This window comes from Bradyrhizobium sp. CCBAU 11386 (assembly GCF_028128955.1).
Classification (GTDB): domain Bacteria; phylum Pseudomonadota; class Alphaproteobacteria; order Rhizobiales; family Xanthobacteraceae; genus Bradyrhizobium.
In genome coordinates this window covers 1-4,838 of record NZ_LBKA01000128.1, presented here as the reverse complement: position 1 = coordinate 4,838, position 4,838 = coordinate 1, and the positions used below count along the sequence as shown (strand labels likewise).

Here is a 4,838-nt window from a genome sequence, read left to right as displayed (position 1 = left end):
TTGGCTGACGTCTTCGGTGGCTTGCGGCATGGACCGCTTCTGGACCCGAAGCGGACGTTCGGCAAACTGCCTGTTCTAGCTTTCTACGGCCACGATGGAGGCAATGCGTGGACCTGGGTCGGCTACCAAGTGCACCTCCCTCAGTTCGCAAATCAGTGGCGTTACTTCGGTGGCTGCAAGCGGGGCGACTTCAGCCATTCGTCAATATTTTCGACTGTGATGTCTGCTGTTCTGGCCTTCCTCAAAAGGTCCTCACGTTCCGCGCCCGGGGGCAACTGCACTGCCTTTTCCCGTGCTCGCCTAGCTTCCTCGATGAGTCGTTCGCCTAGCGTCCTATCCTGTTTGAACCGGTGGCGTTTCATGACGTCCTCCCGCCGTGAAATCCGCTCCAAAAAACTGGCTAGTGGCTCCAACGTTCTATGGGGAACCATACACCTTGGGTTTCCCTCGCTGAAGGCGCGTTCCTTGACCGATCAAGACGATTCCAGAACGGTGCTATGTAGATTCAGTTCTCCGTCTTTGTCTTCGGACGTTCAACAAGTTCGTAACTCGGAACGTGGGTGCTTTCCTGCCACGATTCCAGAGCAGCTCCGCAGATTGCGCAGACCGCGTCACCTGTGTGCGGCACCAAGAACTTATCTTCGGTGCGTCTGTACTCAGCACCACAAGTGCATTGCACAATTGTCACCATCCCGAAAAGAAAATATGTGCTTCGAACCACGGAATTTCCAGTCCGGGCAACTCAGACTCGTTGTTCTCTCGCGGGACCGGAAGTGACGAGCGGCGACTAGAACGACGCCTTTGACCCTGAGCGGACCAAGGGCTGCTCTTGCGGAATTCCGACCTTTGGTCGATTGGCTGGACTACAACGGTTTTACCGTCATCCCGAAACCAGCAAAGTGGCAAATTGAAATGGCCCAGGCCGGCAGCTCGGGGGGCTTAGGCTAGAGGCCGGCCCCCAACACCAATAGGACGGCACCGATTGCCACAAGGAGAAGGCCCGGCCAGTTCGCTCCGACCCCCAAGAATCCCACGCCGCGCCGCGTCGGCTCCAGTGTATCGCCAGCGGGCCGACTAAGCGATCCCCGCCAAATAGTAGCGCGTGCCATGTACAAGATTCCGCCAAGAACGAGCAGAGCGCCAAGTCCTATCAGGACCATTCTCGCCTCCTCAATTCATAGTTACCATGTACAACGAGTCAGGATTCAAGCGCCGGGAGGTGTGATTCGTTCCGGGCACCCTCATCCAAGGGTTTGTCGAAGGCACGAAAAGCGTACGTCGACGCGAAGGTCCATCCGGACAGCCGCACCTCACCCGGACTCCCGCGCGGGCAGGGATCCCACGCCGCCGCAAGCGTCGGAGCTCCGTCGGTTTAGCGAAGCGCCGCCCGACCCGCCTCGGTGATGCGGTACTCGATCTCTCCCGACTGAAGCGGTCCGCTCTCGACCAGGCCGAGTTCGACGATGCGCGCGACGATCTCGTGATCGAAGGTCGCGGGGCTGAGCCATGGCCCGTCGAGAAGGGCTTTCAGGAAATCCCGCTCCAAGTCGGTGAGCTCCATGCTTGAACTCCGCTTGTCATCCCAGGAGAGGCGCAGCCACCGAAGAAATCGCCCGGCACCAATGGGCGTGCCGAGGCCGTTGTTCACTAACGTCCGTTCCCGGGACTGTGAGATCGCAACCCGCAGTGCCGGCTTTCGTCCCGGCGGAGCTGCTCTCCGGAGCCCGCTCCCTCGTCGCGGTCGCTCGACACCAATACTGGCCCCAACTCCGGGGCTGGAGGCGGAGCCGGGGCCAGAGCGTGCTGGGAACGCGGTACCACAGTTGCCCAGCCATACGAACATGCGCGCAAGCCAGCTTCCCGGGCCACAGCGCAACGGATGTACTCCTTCCGGATAGTCACCGTTGCCGGAAAGACCGTCCACCTGTCCCGACCATTGTTTTTCACGGCGATCGCGGCACCACTGTTCATCCAAATACGGCGGTCAAATTCTTGAGCACTCTGTGAGAACGGTGAGCACACAAAAATAGTGCATCGCTGGCAAATGACCCGGAGGACATGCGTATACGCAAACGATCGTGACCGACGCGACCGCCGCCTCAGCCCGCGGCCGCTCTCGCGATGTCGCCTGTTGGACCCAAAGTGGACGCGGGCATTTGCGCAGACCTTCGTCCGCTTCTGGACCCAGAGCGGAAGTCAAACGCATTGCTTGGGAGAACCGAAGGGCCTGATCTCTTCGACGTGGACCAACGCGTTTGGCACGTCGGCTAAAATGATACTTCGCCTGGATCAATCATCCTCGGGAACCGTCTGCGCCCCGCCGCCGCAGTAGCGTTCCTAGAATGGGCCGTCGTCTTGGTCACTCAATTCGCTAAAATTTTCCTAGCCACATTGGGGCGCCTTTAATCGGCCAGCATCAACCTGCTTCAGGAAAAAGTGGCAACTCCCGGGAGGATACATGAGCCCCAGGAAGATCTGCAGCCGCCCCTTAAATTTTTCGCGACACCTGTCGCATGGTGGAGCGAGTCAGCGCCTGCGCCGGACCGGTTTGTTTCAACAGTTTATTCGAGATCAGTCCGGCAGCTACGTAATCCTATCTGCGCTGTTGATGCCTGTTTTGGTTGGCACAGCCGGTCTCGGCACCGAGGTTGGATGGTGGTACTATAAGCATAAAAACATGCAGAGTGCGGCGGACTCAGGCGCGGTGAGTGCGGCAACGGCCGCAACTGCGGGCGGCGATCTGACCTCCGAAGCCAATGCAGTCACAGCGAACTATGGTTACAGGAATGCTGTGAACAACGTCACCATCGCGGTCAACCAACCGCCGAAGACGGGCAACTACACCTCGAACCCGCAGGCAATCGAAGTCGTCGTGAGCCAGCCGCAACAGCGGCTGCTATCGTCGCTGTTCGGTTCAGATCCTGTGCTCATCACTGCGCGTGCGGTGGCCCTACCCAATTCCGGGACAGGCTGTGTACTCGCGCTCAATTCGAGCGCGAGCCCGGCTGTGAACGTGAGCGGAGGCAATCAGCTCAATCTGATTAAATGCAACCTCTACAGCAATTCCAGTGCAAGCCCATCGCTCAACGTTGCCGGCAGCGCCACTGTCTCTGCCAATCAGGTTGGAGTGGTTGGCGACGTCTCCGGCGCGAGCAGCATCACGGCGACCAATGGCGTCCGAACTCACATGCGGGCGGTCGCCGATCCCTATGCAAACGTATCTCCCCCCTCGGAGCCAAGCTGCGACAACAAGAAGTATACGATCAACGCCAATGGGAAAACCAACTCACTCAGTCCTGGCTGCTATAGCGGCAGCATCACCGTCAATGCTGGAGCAACATTAAATCTGAACCCCGACAACCTAAACCCCGCCATCTACTATCTCGACGGCGCGAACCTTAGCGTAGCGGGCAATGCCACGATCACAGGTGCGAACGTGACCCTCGTCTTTACCGGGTCGGGCAGCAACTGGGGTACGGCCTCAATCGGCAGCAACGCGATCATCGATTTGACAGCGCCGACCACAGGTTCCACCAAGGGAATCGTCATGTATGGCGACCGCAACATGCCTGCGGGAACTGCTTTCAATCTGACGGGCGGCAGCACCCAAAATTTCGGCGGTGCCATCTACCTGCCGAAGGCCAATCTTAGCTTCAGTGGTGGCAACGGCACGAGCACTTCCTGCACCAAGATCATCGCGGATACCTTGACGTTCAGCGGCACATCGAATCTTCAGGTCAATTGTTCCGCGCTAGGCACTGCGACGATCGGCGCGCAAACCGCGCAACTGATTGAGTGAGGTTGAACCCGATGCAAATCCAAAACTCACCTCCCGGGAGCCGAGGTCGATTACTCTATGCCCAGCCCTGCGACTTGCGCGCTGCTGTACGCGATACACGTGGGGCAGCTGCTATCGAATTCGGTATCATGATTCCGTTACTGTCTCTGATGGTTGTCTCGGTGAGTGATATAGGACTCGCAGTCTATCGCAAAATGCAGGTTGAGCAGGCGGCGCAAGCCGGAGCGCAATATGCCATTGCGCGCGGTTTTGATGCCAGCGGAATTTCCAGCGCGGTAACGAGCGCGACCAACTCCACAGTTATCACTGCTTCACCTGCGCCAGTTCAGTTTTGCGGCTGCCCAACAAACGAAGGAGTTAGCAGTGTTAGCTGCGGTACGGTTTGCTCGGGCGGTGCGCAGGCCGGAACATATGCGACGGTCTCGGCGCAGGCGACGTACTATACGCTGATCAACTATCAAATTGTCGCCGCCACCTACACCTATAACGCTCGATCCACTGCGAGGCTGCAGTGAAGTTCACGACCATATGGCGAGACAATCAAGCGGCTTCGGCGCTGGAATTTGCTCTGACCGCGCCAGTCTTTTTTCTATTCATATTTGGAATCATCGAGTTCGGGTTGCTGTTTTGGACTCAGCTCGGCCTGCAACACGGGACGGAAATGGCGGCGCGCTGCGCAACCGTCAATCCGACGCTTTGCCCGAGCAGCGACGCCATTACCGGTTACGCGGCTCAGCAGGCGTTCGGCCTCGGTCTCCCGGCGCAGGCATTCACCTACTCCACCTCAACATGCGGCAATCAGGTGAGCGCGAGTTATGTATTTGAGTTTCCGCAAGTGCTTAATCTCTCGCCACTAACCCTGACGGCCCAGGCGTGCTTTCCGAGTTAAGTACGTCCTGTCGGCCTGCGCTTAAGTGCGTTACTGACGTCGCATTGCGGAGGCTAATAGTGTCTGATCGTAAGCATCCGGTGAGGACCGCGTAGCGGTCACTCAGGCTGCTTGGTTGACTTGCTTATTTCGCTCGCGCCAATTCCAGGG

The 4,838-nt window shown here is 58.4% G+C and carries 4 protein-coding genes; 3 read left to right on the top strand and 1 reads right to left on the bottom strand.

The window, feature by feature from the left end:
• Positions 1-1,372 precede the first annotated feature (1,372 nt).
• Complete coding sequence (locus XI09_RS08940; RefSeq protein ID WP_148772496.1) at positions 1,373-1,561, bottom strand: hypothetical protein; 189 nt, start codon at positions 1,559-1,561, stop codon at positions 1,373-1,375.
• An 897-nt stretch (positions 1,562-2,458) separates the two neighbouring features.
• Between XI09_RS08940 and XI09_RS08935 the strand changes: the two genes are divergently transcribed.
• The 3 genes from XI09_RS08935 (at position 2,459) to XI09_RS08925 (ending at position 4,688) form a co-directional block, all read left to right on the top strand.
• The gene (locus XI09_RS08935) at positions 2,459-3,799 is read left to right on the top strand and encodes a pilus assembly protein TadG-related protein (RefSeq protein WP_271566510.1); all 1,341 of its coding nucleotides are present in this window, start codon (positions 2,459-2,461) and stop codon (positions 3,797-3,799) included.
• A gap of 74 nt (positions 3,800-3,873) precedes the next feature.
• Positions 3,874-4,314 (top strand): TadE/TadG family type IV pilus assembly protein, encoded by a 441-nt coding sequence (locus XI09_RS08930; protein ID WP_271566512.1) that lies wholly within the window; start codon positions 3,874-3,876, stop codon positions 4,312-4,314.
• Positions 4,311-4,688: a TadE/TadG family type IV pilus assembly protein gene (locus tag XI09_RS08925; protein ID WP_271566509.1), complete on the top strand. Its 378-nt coding sequence runs from the start codon at positions 4,311-4,313 to the stop codon at positions 4,686-4,688. Before XI09_RS08930 ends, XI09_RS08925 begins: the two co-directional genes overlap by 4 nt.
• Positions 4,689-4,838 lie beyond the last annotated feature (150 nt).